The following is a 14,810-nucleotide window of genomic DNA, read 5'->3' as shown; positions in this document are numbered from 1 at the left end:
TCAGGCGCCTTCCTGTTCGTCTCGTTACCAAGCGCCTCTCTTTCTCCAAGGAATTGCCATGACTACCCAGGCCACCGAACAACGCCCCAACCTGCGTTCGCAACGTTTGAACCAGATCACCCACGAGCCGCACAGCAAGCTCGATGCCCTGGTCAAGGCTCATGCCCCGTTTGAAACCCCGGCCAATTTCGCTCGTTTCGTAGTGGCGCAGTACCTGTTCCAGTCGGAACTGGTGTCGCTGTACAACGATGCCGAACTGACCGCCATCGTCCCGGACCTGCCGGCCCGCTGTCGTGCCGAAGCAGCCAGGGCCGACCTCGCGGACCTGGACACCGACGTGCCGGCACCTGTCGCCGGTGCACTGAAGAACCCGACCAAGGCCGAGGCCCTGGGCTGGATCTTCGTCTCCGAAGGCTCGAAGCTCGGCGCGGCGTTCCTCATCAAGCGTGCCGTGGGCCTTGGCCTGAGCGAAACCTTCGGCGCCCGCCACCTCGGCGAACCGGCCGGCGGCCGCGCTGAAGGTTGGAAGAGCTTCGTCAAAACCCTGGACGGCCTGGCATTCAGCGCCCAGGAAGAAGCCGAAGTGGAAAAAGGCGCCATCGACGCGTTCAACCGTTTTACCGTGTTGCTGGAGCGGGCTTACGCCAGCGCTCCGGAAGTCGCCTGACATACCACATTCCCCTGTGGGAGCGAGCTTGCTCGCGATGACGGTGTTCCAGACAGCATTATTGTCGACTGATACTCCGCTATCGCGAGCAGGCTCGCCCCCACAAGGAACGAAGCAAATCCGTAAGATTTCGATCAGCCTCACATGTTGCCTTGAGCCCATGCCCGCCACCTCCAGACTCTCCCGCCTCCTCTTCGGCCTGCTGGCCTACGTCAGCCTGGGCATCGGCCTGATCGCCATCGTCATACCCGGCCTGCCAACCACCGAGTTCATCCTGCTGGCCGCCTGGGCCGCGACCCGCAGTTCGCCGCGCCTGAGTGCCTGGCTGGAAAACCATCGGCTGTTCGGCCCCATCCTCCATAACTGGCGCAACGGCAAGATCATCGCGCGTCGGGCAAAAGTCAGCGCCACGGTCAGCATGCTGTTATGTGCCGGTCTCATGCTGGTGATGCTCGATCACGGCTGGCCGATTTACCTGGCAATTGCCGGCATGGGGCTGGGCAATCTGTGGATCTGGTCACGGCCGGAATCACTGCCGCAAGTCACCTGAAACCTCTTCAAACCGCCCTGTGACAGCCGACAACGGCATACTTGAAAGCACCTACTTCCTGTTCGGACTTCTCCTACGTGTTTATCAGGTCATCCATGACCGGGTTTGGCCGTTAAGCACGATGAACCCACACAATGAGAAGCTGACATGAATGTAAGTGACGCTGCATATTTTCAAGTTCCGTATCCGCAAACAGTGAAGGCGAACACGGAAAAATCCCAGCTTGAGAAAGTCGACATTCCGGTAATGGATGACAGGATAAGGTTGACCATCGAGAAACTCCGAGCTCCTCGAAGTGAACCTAGAAATCTCAGCAGCGAAAAACTGAATGAGGTGGAGGATTTCTTGAATACGCTCGAATCACTTAACGGGTTCTATGACCTACCCCCTCAGATAAAAAGCTTTAGATATTCAATGATCAGGCATCATGAATTCCAGGCAAATTTGATGCTCAAAAAAATGGAAGGGATTTACTCCGACTTCAAAAAAGACCTGCAAAACAAATGGTCTGGCCTGGCCCATAACGTAATGGGCTTCACCGTGGCCGAAGACGGTCAGTTGAAAGTCACTTCGCCCCCCGACACCCTGACTGCCAGGGATGAGGAAGTATTGAACACCCTGTTGAACGAGGCCAAAGGCTTGCAACCCCTGACCCTCAAGCACGCCAAGACCGTAATCGAGTTGATTCAGCTGGATAAGCCACAGTTCGAGGGCAAGGTGAAACTGGACCTGAGCAACTTCCACAAGATGGTTGACTATGGATTATTGCTGAACAAAGGTGCGCTGGACCTGGGAAGTTCAGACTCCTGGCTGGATCAATTGCATAAAAAAGCCGAAAAGGACCCGAGCGAGAGAAAGCAGGGACTGCACATCGAGGCCTGATCGTTTGAAAAAAAGCCCGGCAAAGCGGTGTACATCACCGCATTGCCGGGAATATGCCGGATCTAGTTATGCAACATGTTTTGATAGCATATCTGAGCGAATGAAACGTTCGGCACGTTGTGACCGCCCACCCCCGACGCCTCTTTGTCTTGAACCTGAATCGACCAATATCCCAGGTTGTATTCGACCTCCCACTTATAGCGATACTTGCCACTGCTGGTCCAGAAAGGATCAGACTTCAACTGGCCATAGCACCTGCCCAACTCAAGGGCTTGCGCGGCGCTACCAGTGCTGTCCGTTATAAGGTCGAACCTTTCGTCATCCCCCCCCTTGTTCAATATCAAGGTAGCTTTAGCGCCTTCGAGCGGCTGCCCTGTCGAATCCCTCAATCGGACCGACCAGTTCAGGACTCTGTAGGCCTGCGTGGTCGCCCAGTACAGCGGCAGCTCACCGGCATCGCCCCGGACGCGACTGTCGGCGTAGTAAGGTGCAGAACCAAACTCAAGCGTGTAGATATCACCCGCCACGAACGGGGCGGACGGTTTCTTCGAGATGCGAACCTGAACTTCCTGATTCGGCTGCAAACCAGAAACCGTTAAGGGTGTACCCCAAGGGATTACGGCCCAGTTTCCATCGCGATTGTATTCCAGCGTCAATGGCCCGCCTTTCGTCCCGCTCGCACGGATCCACACATCCTGCCCCCGCACCGCCATGAAGCTGTATTGCTTCACATCCGTTTCGTCAGCCAGACTTTCCTTGAGGGTGTTCAGCTTGTCCGGCAGTACCGTGGCCGCCGAGGGAATTTGAGAGGCAATACCCGAAATAGCTGCCGAGTTCAGAAAAGACATGGCAGGAGCCGCGCCTGCCGCCAACAACATCCCCCAAAACAACAACACCGAGCGCAACCCGGTCCTTTTAAAGCAAGTAATCCACATAGAGTCTTCTCATTATTTTCTGTCAGATGCCGAAAGCCAAAGCTTCCGGAAGTGTTCCACCGAGGTGGCATCTGCATTGAAACGTCCTGCCGTTTATGAGAAGCGGTACATATGTATTTTGTGAATTTCATTCAGGCGCTTCGAGACCGGCGTCCCTGATGCCCCCTGAATTCACCCCGCGCTTTTTCCTCTTTTTATCCCCATTTTCGGCACATTTTTCTGCGCAAACGTTCAACAACTACCGCTCGTCGGGTTGCCCCTCATGTAACCTCTTCGCCACGCCGATGTGCATTGATCGGCGCTAAATGGATTTAGCGAGTGAGCCACAACGGCCCACAGCCAACACTTCATCCATTCGCGAGCTCGCCCTATGTTCGACTCACTGTCCATTCGCCTGAAAATCGTCCTGCTGTCCGGTCTGTGCCTGCTGGGCGTAGTCGCCTTGATAGTGGGTATGAACATCTACCAGACCAATCAGAACGATGATCTGGTCAGCGATTCCAGCAGCAGAATGCTTACCGCCAGTGTGCAGGACCTGCTCCAGGCCAAGGCCGCCGAGCAAGCGGTGCGGGTGCAGAAGACCTTCGGTGAAACCCTGACGGTGGTGACCGCCCTCGCGGACCAGATCCAGGACATGCGCAACCTGGCCGCCAAACGCTCCCTCGAGCCCGGCGTCTTGCGAGAAGAGTTGAACCAGAGCCTGAAAACCGCCTTCGAACGCAACAGCAAAGTACTGGGCATTTGGCTGGCGTTCGAACCCAATGGGCTGGACGGCAAGGACAGCGAATTCGTCAATGACGCCGCCCGCCAGTCCAACGAGATCGGCCGTTTCGCCACGTACTGGAGCCGCGCCGGGGGTAAGTCGCTGAACACGATCATGGTCGAAGAAGACATGACCAAAACCACCCTGAACCTCAGCGGCACGCCGTACAACGTCTGGTACACCTGCCCGCGGGACAGCAAGCGCATCTGCCTGCTCGACCCGTATGCCGATACGGTCGGCAACAAGGAAATGTTGATGACCACCATTTCCGTACCGCTGCTGGTAGATGGCAAGTCCATCGGCGTGGTCGGCATCGACATCGCCCTCGACGCCCTGCAAGCGGCGGCAGTCGACTCCCAGCGCGACCTGTTCAACAGTGCCGGGCACATGCTCATCGTTTCCGGCACTGGCGTACTGGCCGCCTACAGTGTCGACGCCGGCAAAGTCGGCAAGAACATCGGCGACACCCTGGGCGGCGATGGCAAGGACATCCTGCAGTTGCTCACTAGTGGCGCGCCGAAGATTCTCCAGCAAGGCGACCTGATCCGCGCGGTGTACCCAGTCAGTCCGATTGCCGATGCCAAGGCCTGGGCCGTGGTGATCGACCTGCCCAAGCAAGTGCTGCTGGCCGACTCAGTGAAACTGCAAGCGGTACTCGACGATGCTCAGCAAAGCGGCACGATCAAGGCACTGTCGGTGGCAGTGATTGCCGGTGTGATCGGTCTGCTGCTGATGTGGCTTACCGCGTCCGGCGTGACCCGCCCGATCAACAGCGTGGCCGACATGCTCAAGGCGATTGCCAGTGGGGACGGCGACCTGACCCAGCGCCTGCACTACAGCAAGAAGGACGAGTTGGGCGAACTGGTGAGCTGGTTCAACCGCTTCCTCGACAAGCTGCAACCGACCATCGCGCAGATCAAGCAAAGCATCACCGATGCCCGTGGCACGGCCGACCAGTCTTCGGAAATCGCCCGCCAGACCAGTGAAGGCATGCAGGTGCAGTTCCGCGAAATCGACCAGGTCGCCACCGCGTCCAACGAAATGAGCGCCACCGCCCACGATGTCGCCAACAGCGCCTCGAACGCGGCCAACGCGGCGAAAGGTGCCGACCAGTCGGCCCGCGACGGCATGCAAATCATCGAGCGCAGCACCCGCGACATCAATCAACTGGCCGAAGAAGTCAGCAAGGCTGTGACCGAAGTCGAAGCCCTCGCGGTCAACAGCGAGCAGATCGGTTCGGTGCTGGAGGTGATTCGCAGCATCGCCGAACAAACCAACCTGCTGGCGCTCAACGCCGCCATCGAAGCCGCCCGTGCCGGTGAAAGCGGTCGTGGTTTTGCGGTGGTCGCCGATGAAGTGCGCAACCTGGCCAAACGCACCCAGGACTCGGTGGAAGAAATTCGCCTGGTGATCGAACGCATCCAGAGCGGCACCCGCGGCGTGGTCGCCACCATGCACTCAAGCCAGACCCAGGCCCACAGCAACGCCGGGCAGATCCAGCAGGCCGTCCAGGCCTTGGGCAAGATCAGCGATGCAGTCACCGTGATCAGCGATATGAACCTGCAAATCGCCAGCGCCGCCGAACAGCAAAGCGCCGTCGCCGAAGAGGTCAACCGCAACGTCTCGGCGATCCGCACCGTCACCGAAACCCTGACCAGCCAGGCCACCGAATCGGCGCAGATCAGCAGCCAGCTCAACTCCCTGACCACCCATCAGATGAAGTTGATGGATCAGTTCCGCGTTTAAAGAACCTACCGAAGATCCCCTGTGGGAGCGAGCTTGCTCGCGATGACGCACTGACATTCAACATTGATGTCGACTGACAGTCCGCTATCGCGAGCAAGCTCGCTCCCACAGGGATTTCATCTGACCTGGATTTTTTTGATCTATGATCGGGCTCTCGCTCCGGAGGGCTCTTCAATGACTGATCTGCTCACGTCCATTCAAGCCGCACTCGGTTTGCCTCACACCCCGATTCCATTCACGTCCAGTGGCGCCTTGCCCTCGGCGTTTGCCGTCACTGATCTGGCCTGCGTCAGCATGGCCGTCGCCGGCCAGGCTGCCAGCGAACTGCTGCACCAACAAACCGGGCGCCTGCCCGACCTTGAAGTTGACCGACGCCTGGCGTCATTCTGGTTCGCAACCTCGATTCGCCCGCTTGGCTGGAGCGTTCCGCCGTTGTGGGACCCGATCGCGGGTGACTACGCCACCCGCGATGGCTGGATTCGCCTGCACACCAACGCGCCCCATCACCGCGCCGCTGCCGAAAGCGTGCTCGGTGCCTGTACCGACCGCGCAGCGATGGCCGACAAAGTGGCTCGGTGGGCGAAAAACGATCTGGAGCAGGCTGTGGTCGATGCCGGTGGCTGTGCCGCCGAAATGCGCACCTGGGAACAATGGCAGGTCCATCCTCAAGGCCAGGCGGTAAACGTCGAACCCTTGATTCAATTCGCCAACAACCCAAGCCAGAGCCGCCAACCGTGGTCAGGTTCAGTGGCTCGTCCACTGGCTGGCATCAAGGTGCTGGACTTGACCCGGGTACTGGCCGGCCCCATCGCCAGTCGCTTTCTGGCAGGCCTGGGCGCCGATGTCCTGCGCATCGATCCGCCGACCTGGAACGAACCTGGAGTGGTGCCGGAAGTCACCTTGGGAAAACGCTGCGCGCGTCTTGATCTGAACGACAAGTCCGACCGCGCCGTATTCGAATGCCTACTCAAGGACGCCGACATTCTGCTTCATGGTTATCGTGCCGATGCACTGGAACGACTTGGACTGGGCATGAGTGAGCGCCGGCAACTGAACCCGGACCTGATCGATGTTTGTCTAAACGCCTATGGCTGGAGCGGCCCCTGGCAAAATCGGCGGGGCTTCGACAGCCTGGTGCAGATGAGCAGTGGCATTGCCGAAGCGGGCATGCGCTGGAAGCAGTCGGACAAACCGACGCCATTGCCGGTGCAGGCCCTCGATCACGCCACCGGGTATCTGATGGCGGCCAGTGCGATCCGGTTGTTGGCGCAGCGGTTGAGCGACAGTATCGGGGGTTCGGCGCGATTGTCGTTGGCGCGTACGGCGAGGTTGTTGATCGAGCATGGGGCGGGGACGAGTGAAGCGTTACGTGCGGAAGATGAGCAGGATCAGGGGTTGATGGTGGAGCAGACACCCTGGGGGCCGGCGCATCGGTTGCAGGCGCCTCTGAAGATCACAGGAACGCCTCTGCAATGGACCTTGCCCGCGACTGAACTGGGTTCACATCCTGCACAGTGGGGGTGACAGTCATATCGCCATCGCGAGCTTGCTCGCGATAGCGCCAGAAACAGCAGCACAAATCCCGGATCAGCTCAGTCCGCCCGACTCAAGGAAGTCCACAACACCTGCGCCGCATACCCTCGATACGGCCGCCACCCTTCAGCCCGCTGCAACAGTTGCCTGGCTGTCACCGGCCCCCCCTCCAGCGCCGCCAACGCATTGATCAGCCCGACATCACCATTGGGAAACCCATCCATCTCCCGCAACTGTCGCAAGGCAATGTATTGCGCCGTCCAGTCACCAATCCCGTACAACGCCAGCAACCGCGCTACGCCCCCCTCCCGGCCGGGCTCAAACAATCGCGGATCATCGAGCAGTGCCTGAGCCACCCCCGACAAGGTCCGGCCTCGGCTTTTCGGCATGCCCAGCGCCGCCAGATCTGCGCCTGCCAAAACGCTGGCCCGGGGAAAAACATGGGTCAATCCCGGTAACGCTGAACTCAATGGCGTTCCGTACTGCGCTACCAGTTTCCCCGCCAGGCGGATCGCCGCCGCCACCGTAATCTGCTGCCCCAGTACCGCGCGAATCGCCAGCTCCAGCCCGTCCCACGTCCCGGGTACGCGCAGGCCCGGGCGTTCGGCAATCAACCGCGCCATCAGCGGATCAACCGCCAGGCGTCGGTGAATCGTGGACAGGTCGGCATCCAGGTCGAACATTCGCCGCACTCGCGCAACGATCTCAGGCACGGCCGCAGCCTCCGGAAAGTCCAGGGTCAGCTCAAGTGCATCGGATGTAGCAGGCTGGATCGAAAACGTACCGTGAACGCCATCCAGGTCGATGCTGCGCGAGTACACACCCCCGACCACCCTTTCCAGGCCCACGATCGCCCGCGCCGACAAGAACCCCAGGAGCGCCGGCCAGTCATAGGGCGGCTGGTACGCCAGCAACAACCTCACAGACTGAGCAACCCGCTGTACAACCCGTAAGCCGCCAGCCCCGCACCACCGATGACACAGGTGAAAATACCTTTCTCGACAACCGTGAACAGTGGCTTGCCCTGCTCATTACGAGCCTTGGCGAACAGGATCACACCCGGCGCATACAGCAGCGCCGACAGCAGCAAATACTTCAGGCCGCCGGCATACAGCAACCACACCGCGTAGCCCAGAGCGATGCCACCAATGAGCAGGTCCTTGACCCGCTCGGCGGGTGCCTGTTGATAGGTTTCACCCCGTGCGCACAACAACACCGCATAGGCCGCCGACCACAGGTACGGCACCAGAATCATCGAGGACGCCAGGTAAATCAGGCTGGTGTAGGTGCCGGCGGAGAACAGGGTGATCAGCAGGAACAACTGGATCATCGAGTTGGTCAGCCACATCGCATTGACCGGCACATGGTTGGCGTTTTCCTTGGTCAGGAATGCCGGCATGGTCTTGTCTTTCGCCGTGGCGAACAGGATTTCGGCGCACAGCAACGCCCAGGACAACAAAGCCCCCAACAGCGAGATCGCCAGGCCGACGCTGATCAGCAACGCCCCCCAGGGGCCGACGATATGTTCAAGCACTGCCGCCAGCGAGGGGTTCTGCAGTTTCGCCAGTTGCGGCTGGGTCATGATGCCCAGCGACAGCACGTTCACCAGCACCAGCAGTGCCAATACCCCAATGAACCCGATCACCGTCGCCCGGCCCACGTCAGAACGTTTCTCCGCCCGGGCCGAATAGACACTGGCCCCCTCGATACCGATGAACACGAACACGGTCACCAGCATCATGTGCCGAACCTGATCCATCACGCTGCCGAATTCCGGGTTGTTGCGCCCCCAGATGTCGGCGGTGAAGATATCCGCCTTGAACGCCACGGCGGCGATCACGATGAACATGATCAGCGGCACGATCTTGGCCACGGTGGTCACTTGATTGATGAACGCCGCCTCCTTGATCCCGCGCATCACCACAAAATGCACGGTCCAGAGCAGCACCGAAGCGCAGACGATGGCAATCGGCGTGTTGCCTTCGCCAAACACCGGAACGAAATAACCGAGGGTGCTGAACAGCAGCACGAAGTAGCCGACGTTGCCCAGCCAGGCGCTGATCCAGTAGCCCCAGGCCGAAGAAAAACCCATGTAATCGCCGAACCCGGCCTTGGCATAGGCGTACACCCCGGAGTCCAGCTCCGGCTTGCGATTGGCCAGGGTCTGGAACACGAACGCCAGGGTCAACATGCCGACGGCGGTGATTGCCCAACCGATCAGGATCGCCCCGGCATCGGCCCTGGCCGCCATGTTCTGCGGCAGGGAAAAAATCCCGCCGCCGATCATCGACCCCACCACCAGCGCGATCAGCGCGCTCAGGCGAAGCTTGTTCGGTGATTGCGACATCGTTGCATCTCCATTTTTCGTTGGTGGGCGGCAACGGCCACGAGATCGTCAGATAACGGGCGCTAACTAAACTGATGAAGAGTAATAACGTTTATTGGATAACGCCAACCAGCCTCTTATTTACTTGCACAAAATGGCTATTTTGGCACCGATATATTCATTTGTTTTATACGCACTTTTAATACATCGACCCTGTACAAAAAACCCATGAACAAAACTTGCAAATTCGGAAACCCCAACTAGCGTCATAATTCGAAACAAATACAAAAAGTGCTAAAACAAACTGCAAAAGGCTCTAGAACAGGCTTTACAGACAGAAACACTGTAAATGATGGCACTCCGCCAACAAACTGGGAACGCTCTCATTTAGTGATCTAAGTCAGCTGATTGAGCAGTCAACGGAATTAGTCTGTTGCCTCTCTTCTCCTGCATTGGAGTCATGCAATGTCTGAAGCTCCCGGAAAACTGAAACTCGGCGCGCTGGTTGCGTTAGTCGTGGGTTCGATGATTGGTGGCGGGATATTTTCCTTGCCACAAAACATGGCGGCCAGCGCGGATGTCGGCGCCATTCTGATCGGTTGGGCGATCACCGCCGTCGGCATGTTGACCCTGGCGTTCGTGTTCCAGACCCTGGCCAACCGCAAACCCGATCTTGATGGCGGGGTTTACGCCTACGCCAAGGCCGGGTTCGGCGACTACATGGGCTTCTCGTCCGCCTGGGGGTACTGGATCAGTGCCTGGCTGGGCAACGTGGGGTACTTCGTACTTTTGTTCAGCACCCTCGGCTACTTCTTTCCGATATTTGGGGAGGGGAATACCCCCGCTGCCGTGATCGGCGCCTCGGTGCTGCTGTGGGGCGTACATTTCCTCGTACTGCGAGGAATAAAGGAAGCAGCGTTCATCAACCTGGTGACCACTGTCGCCAAGATCGTGCCGCTGCTGCTGTTCATGTTGATTGCGTTGTTCGCCTTCAAACTGGACATCTTCACCGCCGACATCTGGGGCCTGAAGAACCCGGACCTGGGCAGCGTGATGGACCAGGTGCGCAAGATGATGCTGGTCACCGTGTGGGTGTTCATCGGCATCGAAGGCGCGAGCATCTTTTCGGCCCGGGCGGAAAAACGCAGCGACGTGGGTAAGGCCACCGTGATCGGCTTCGTCACCGTGCTGCTGTTTTTGGTCCTGGTCAACGTGCTGTCGCTGGGGATCATGACCCAGCCGGAACTGGCCAAACTGCAGAATCCGTCGATGGCCGCCGTGCTGGAGCACGTGGTCGGTCACTGGGGTGCGGTGCTGATCAGCGTCGGTTTGATCATCTCGTTGCTGGGGGCGTTGCTGTCGTGGGTGCTGCTGTGCGCGGAGATCATGTTCGCCGCCGCCAAGGACCACACCATGCCGGAGTTTCTGCGCAAGGAAAACGCCAACCATGTACCGGTCAACGCCCTGTGGCTGACCAACGCCATGGTGCAGGTTTTCCTGATCATCACGCTGTTCTCGGCCAGCACTTACCTGTCGCTGATCTACCTCGCCACCTCGATGATCCTGGTGCCTTACCTGTGGTCGGCAGCCTACGCCTTGCTGCTGGCGGTGCGCGGCGAAAGCTACGAAGGCGCCCCGGGCGAGCGGCAGAAGGATCTCATCATCGGCGCCGTGGCCCTGATCTACGCGGTCTGGCTGTTGTACGCCGGCGGCATCAAGTACCTGCTGCTGTCCGCCCTGCTCTACGCCCCCGGTGTGATCTTGTTCGCCAAGGCCAAGCTGGAAATCAACAAACCGGTTTTCACCAACGTCGAGAAGCTGATTTTCGCTACGGTGGTCGTCGGCGCCATGGTGGCAGCCTACGGTCTCTATGACGGCTTCCTGACTCTGTAAACCCCCTGTTTTTGTCATCTGGAGGATCACTGTAATGACCACGGAAAAAGTTAAGTACGGCGTCCATTCCGAGGCCGGCAAACTGCGCAAAGTCATGGTTTGCTCCCCAGGCCTGGCCCATCAGCGGCTGACCCCGAACAACTGCGATGAACTGCTGTTCGATGATGTGCTGTGGGTGGCCCAGGCCAAGCGCGACCACTTCGACTTCGTTACCAAGATGCGCGAACGCAACATCGATGTGCTGGAAATGCACAACCTGCTGACCGACATCGTCGCCATCCCCGAAGCCCTGGACTGGATTCTGGAGCGCAAGGTCACCGCCAACTCGGTGGGCCTTGGCCTGATCAATGAAACCTCTTCGTGGCTGCGCAGCCTGGAACCGCGTCACATCGCCGAGTTCCTGATCGGCGGCGTCTCGGGCGACGATTTGCCCACCAGTTTCGGTGGCAAGGCCATCGAGATGTTCCGCGACTTCCTCGGCAACTCCAGCTTCATCCTGCCACCGCTGCCCAACACCCAGTTCACCCGCGACACCACCTGCTGGATTTACGGTGGCGTCACCCTCAACCCGATGTACTGGCCGGCACGTCGTCAGGAAACCCTGCTGACCACCGCCATCTACAAATTCCACCCCGAGTTCAACAAAGCAGATTTCGAGATCTGGTACGGCGACCCGGACCTGGACCACGGTAACTCCACCCTTGAGGGAGGTGATGTGATGCCGATCGGCAACGGCGTGGTCTTGATCGGCATGGGTGAACGCTCGTCGCGCCAGGCCATTGCCCAACTGGCGGTGAACCTGTTCAAAAACAAAGCCGTGGAGAAAGTGATCGTCGCCGGCCTGCCGAAATCCCGCGCGGCGATGCACCTGGACACCGTCTTCAGCTTCTGCGATCGCGACCTCGTCACGATCTTCCCGGAAGTGGTGAACCAGATTGTCGCCTTCACCCTGCGCCCTGATGAAAGCAAGGCGGGCGGCATCGATATTCGCCGCGAAGAAACCAGCTTCCTCGACACCGTGGCCCAGGCCCTGAACCTCAAAGCGTTGCGCGTGGTGGAAACCGGCGGCAACAGCTTCGCCGCCGAACGCGAGCAATGGGACGACGGCAACAACGTAGTGGCCGTGGAGCCAGGCGTGGTCATCGGCTACGACCGCAATACCTACACCAACACCCTGCTGCGCAAGGCCGGTGTGGAAGTGATCACCATCAGCGCCGGCGAACTCGGCCGGGGACGGGGCGGCGGCCATTGCATGACCTGCCCGATCATCCGCGACCCGATTGACTACTAACCTATTGCCTTGGCTCGCGCTGCCCAAGGGCATGCGCAGGCCAAGGGGATTACCGACACCTTAGGAGATCCAAAATGGCGTTCAATATCCATAACCGCAATCTGCTGAGCCTGGAACACCACACCCCTCGCGAATTGCGCTACCTGCTCGACCTGTCCCGCGACCTCAAGCGTGCCAAGTACACCGGCACCGAACAGCAGCATCTCAAGGGCAACAACATCGCGCTGATCTTCGAAAAAACCTCGACCCGCACCCGCTGCGCGTTTGAAGTTGCAGCCTATGACCAGGGCGCCAACGTCACCTACATCGACCCGAACTCCTCGCAGATCGGCCACAAGGAAAGCATGAAGGACACCGCCCGCGTGCTCGGGCGCATGTATGACGCCATCGAGTACCGTGGTTTCAAGCAGGAAATCGTCGAGGAACTGGCCAAGTTCGCCGGCGTACCGGTGTTCAACGGCTTGACCGACGAATATCACCCGACGCAAATGATCGCCGACGTGCTGACCATGCGTGAGCACGCCGACAAGCCGATCCACGAGATCAGCTACGCCTACCTGGGCGATGCACGCAACAACATGGGCAACTCGCTGCTGCTGATCGGCGCCAAGCTCGGCATGGACGTGCGCATCTGTGCGCCAAAAGCCCTGTGGCCGGCGGACGACCTGGTGGCGCGCTGCAAACAGTACGGCGAAGAAAGCGGTGCGCGCATTACTCTCACCGAAGACCCGAAAGCGGCGGTCAAGGGCGTGGACTTCATCCATACCGATGTGTGGGTGTCGATGGGCGAGCCGGTCGAAGCCTGGGCCGAACGCATCCAGCAACTGCTGCCGTACCAGGTCAACGCCGAACTGATGAAAGCCACCGGCAACCCGCGCACCAAGTTCATGCACTGCCTGCCGGCGTTCCACAACTGTGATACCAAAGTCGGCAAGCAGATTGCCGAGCAGTACCCGTACCTGAGCAACGGCATCGAAGTGACCGATGACGTGTTCGAGTCGCCGGCCTGCATCGCCTTCGAGCAAGCGGAAAACCGCATGCACACCATCAAGGCGATTCTGGTGTCGACGCTGGCTGATCTATAACGGCTGACTGACTCCCACTGACGGAACACGATCAATGTGGGAGCTGGCTTGCCTGCGATGGCAGCGCCGCGGTGCATCTGACAGACCGAGGCGATCCCATCGCGAGCAAGCTCGCTCCCACAGGATCGGGTTCCATCGACAGACCGAGTCGCCCGCTTACTTCTCTTTTAGAAGGACTAGCACCATGCGTATCGTCGTAGCTCTTGGCGGTAATGCCCTGCTCCGCCGGGGCGAACCCATGACCGCTGACAACCAGCGCGCCAACATCCGGATCGCCACCGAACAGATCGCCAAGATCCATCCCGGCAACCAACTGGTCATTGCCCACGGCAATGGCCCTCAAGTCGGCCTGCTGTCATTGCAGGCGGCGGCCTACACCTCGGTTTCGCCTTATCCGCTGGACGTGCTCGGTGCCGAAACCGAAGGCATGATCGGCTACATCATCGAACAGGAACTGGGCAATCTGCTGGACTTCGAAGTGCCCTTCGCGACCTTGCTGACCCAGGTCGAAGTCGATGCCAATGACCCGGCCTTCAAGAACCCGACCAAACCCATCGGCCCTGTCTATACCAAGGAAGAGGCCGAAGCACTCGCCGCCGAGAAAGGCTGGGCCATTGCCCCGGACGGCGACAAATACCGTCGCGTGGTCGCCAGCCCGAAACCGAAACGCATCTTCGAAATCCGTCCGATCAAATGGCTGCTGGAAAAAAGCAGCATCGTGATCTGCGCCGGCGGTGGCGGCATTCCGACCATGTATACCTCGCCCGGCAAACTCGAGGGCGTCGAAGCGGTCATCGACAAGGACCTGTGCTCGGCGCTGCTGGCCGAACAGCTTGAAGCCGATCTGCTGGTGATCGCTACCGACGTCAACGCCGCCTTCATCGACTTTGGCAAACCCACGCAGAAAGCCATCGCCCAGGCCCACCCCGACGAAATGGAAAAACTCGGCTTCGCCGCCGGCTCCATGGGACCGAAGGTGCAGGCAGCCTGCGAATTCGCGCGCCATACTGGGAAAGTCGCAGTGATCGGCTCGCTCTCGGACATCGAAGCGATCGTCCAGGGCAAGGCCGGTACGCGCATCAGTACGGCGACACCGGGCATCAGCTATCAGTAAACGAAACGGCGGGGCAGGCCTGGGG

General features: G+C 59.4%; 12 protein-coding genes and 1 pseudogene. 10 read left to right on the top strand and 3 right to left on the bottom strand.

Features of this window, described 5'->3' with window-relative positions:
• Positions 1-58: 58 nt before the first annotated feature.
• The 3 genes from KW840_RS01725 to KW840_RS01715 all read left to right on the top strand — a co-directional run bounded on the left by KW840_RS01725 (position 59) and on the right by KW840_RS01715 (position 2,099).
• Positions 59-667 (top strand): biliverdin-producing heme oxygenase, encoded by a 609-nt coding sequence (locus KW840_RS01725; protein WP_218494300.1) that lies wholly within the window; start codon positions 59-61, stop codon positions 665-667.
• 160 nt (positions 668-827) lie between these two features.
• Entirely contained in the window at positions 828-1,217 is a 390-nt protein-coding gene (locus tag KW840_RS01720) for a YbaN family protein (RefSeq protein WP_218494299.1), read from the top strand.
• Between the two features lie 147 nt (positions 1,218-1,364).
• Entirely contained in the window at positions 1,365-2,099 is a 735-nt protein-coding gene (locus KW840_RS01715) for a hypothetical protein (protein WP_218494298.1), read from the top strand.
• A 62-nt stretch (positions 2,100-2,161) separates the two neighbouring features.
• Here KW840_RS01715 and KW840_RS01710 read toward each other — a convergent pair whose 3' ends face one another.
• Complete coding sequence (locus KW840_RS01710) at positions 2,162-2,947, bottom strand: hypothetical protein (RefSeq protein WP_131726847.1); 786 nt, start codon at positions 2,945-2,947, stop codon at positions 2,162-2,164.
• A gap of 457 nt (positions 2,948-3,404) precedes the next feature.
• On the opposite strand from KW840_RS01710, the pseudogene KW840_RS28885 reads away from it, so the two are divergent.
• From KW840_RS28885 to KW840_RS01700, 3 genes and pseudogenes are all read left to right on the top strand, one after another.
• A pseudogene (locus KW840_RS28885) lies at positions 3,405-4,637 on the top strand (chemotaxis protein); the annotation flags it as partial.
• 150 nt (positions 4,638-4,787) lie between these two features.
• Positions 4,788-5,543, top strand: coding sequence for a methyl-accepting chemotaxis protein (locus KW840_RS28880; protein WP_371318440.1), 756 nt, complete (start codon positions 4,788-4,790; stop codon positions 5,541-5,543).
• Positions 5,544-5,717: 174 nt separating this feature from the next.
• Positions 5,718-7,067, top strand: coding sequence for a CoA transferase (locus KW840_RS01700; protein ID WP_218494296.1), 1,350 nt, complete (start codon positions 5,718-5,720; stop codon positions 7,065-7,067).
• A 68-nt stretch (positions 7,068-7,135) separates the two neighbouring features.
• On the opposite strand, the gene KW840_RS01695 is transcribed toward KW840_RS01700, so the two are convergent.
• Complete coding sequence (locus KW840_RS01695; protein WP_218494295.1) at positions 7,136-7,999, bottom strand: AlkA N-terminal domain-containing protein; 864 nt, start codon at positions 7,997-7,999, stop codon at positions 7,136-7,138.
• The gene (gene arcD, locus KW840_RS01690; protein ID WP_218494294.1) at positions 7,996-9,423 is read right to left on the bottom strand and encodes an arginine-ornithine antiporter; all 1,428 of its coding nucleotides are present in this window, start codon (positions 9,421-9,423) and stop codon (positions 7,996-7,998) included. Before arcD (KW840_RS01690) ends, KW840_RS01695 begins: the two co-directional genes overlap by 4 nt.
• Before the next feature lie 444 nt (positions 9,424-9,867).
• On the opposite strand from arcD (KW840_RS01690), the gene arcD (KW840_RS01685) reads away from it, so the two are divergent.
• The 4 genes from arcD (KW840_RS01685) to arcC all read left to right on the top strand — a co-directional run bounded on the left by arcD (KW840_RS01685) (position 9,868) and on the right by arcC (position 14,785).
• A complete protein-coding gene (arcD, locus tag KW840_RS01685; RefSeq protein ID WP_218494293.1) occupies positions 9,868-11,295 on the top strand; it encodes an arginine-ornithine antiporter in 1,428 nt (475 codons plus the stop codon).
• A gap of 34 nt (positions 11,296-11,329) precedes the next feature.
• Entirely contained in the window at positions 11,330-12,586 is a 1,257-nt protein-coding gene (gene arcA / locus KW840_RS01680) for an arginine deiminase (protein ID WP_218494292.1), read from the top strand.
• Positions 12,587-12,660: 74 nt separating this feature from the next.
• Positions 12,661-13,671, top strand: a complete 1,011-nt coding sequence (locus KW840_RS01675; RefSeq protein ID WP_057713529.1) for an ornithine carbamoyltransferase — start codon at positions 12,661-12,663, stop codon at positions 13,669-13,671.
• Between the two features lie 184 nt (positions 13,672-13,855).
• Positions 13,856-14,785 (top strand): carbamate kinase, encoded by a 930-nt coding sequence (gene arcC, locus KW840_RS01670; RefSeq protein ID WP_057713528.1) that lies wholly within the window; start codon positions 13,856-13,858, stop codon positions 14,783-14,785.
• The last annotated feature ends 25 nt before the right edge of the window (positions 14,786-14,810 follow it).

This window comes from Pseudomonas sp. PDM30, assembly GCF_019218985.1.
Classification (GTDB): domain Bacteria; phylum Pseudomonadota; class Gammaproteobacteria; order Pseudomonadales; family Pseudomonadaceae; genus Aquipseudomonas; species Aquipseudomonas jessenii.
Note: the sequence above shows the minus strand (reverse complement) of the source record. Positions and strands in the feature narration are given on the sequence as shown.